The organism is Bacillus sp. JJ1503, from assembly GCF_036965125.1.
Classification (GTDB): domain Bacteria; phylum Bacillota; class Bacilli; order Bacillales; family Cytobacillaceae; genus Cytobacillus.
Map to the genome: position 1 here is coordinate 1 of NZ_JBALOZ010000405.1, position 310 is coordinate 310.

Sequence of the window (310 nt, forward strand, 5' to 3'; positions counted from 1 at the left end):
CGGCCGGTGTCATTGTTGAAACAGGATCTGAGGTTCAGAATTTGCGGGTTGGACAGCGAGTTATTACTTTTCCATCAAAAGGGTCGTATTCAGAATATGTGGTTTCAGAGGAAATACTTACATATAAAATCCCAGATAACATAGATTTTGACACGGCGGCTGCTTGTCCAATTGTTTCTTTTCTTTCCTATAAAATGCTTCAGGATATAGCAAAAATTGAACAAGGGGAAACAGTACTTATCCATTCGGCGGCTGGCGGGGTTGGAACAACGGCTATTCAAATGGCAAAGCTTTTAGGTGCAAGCAAAGT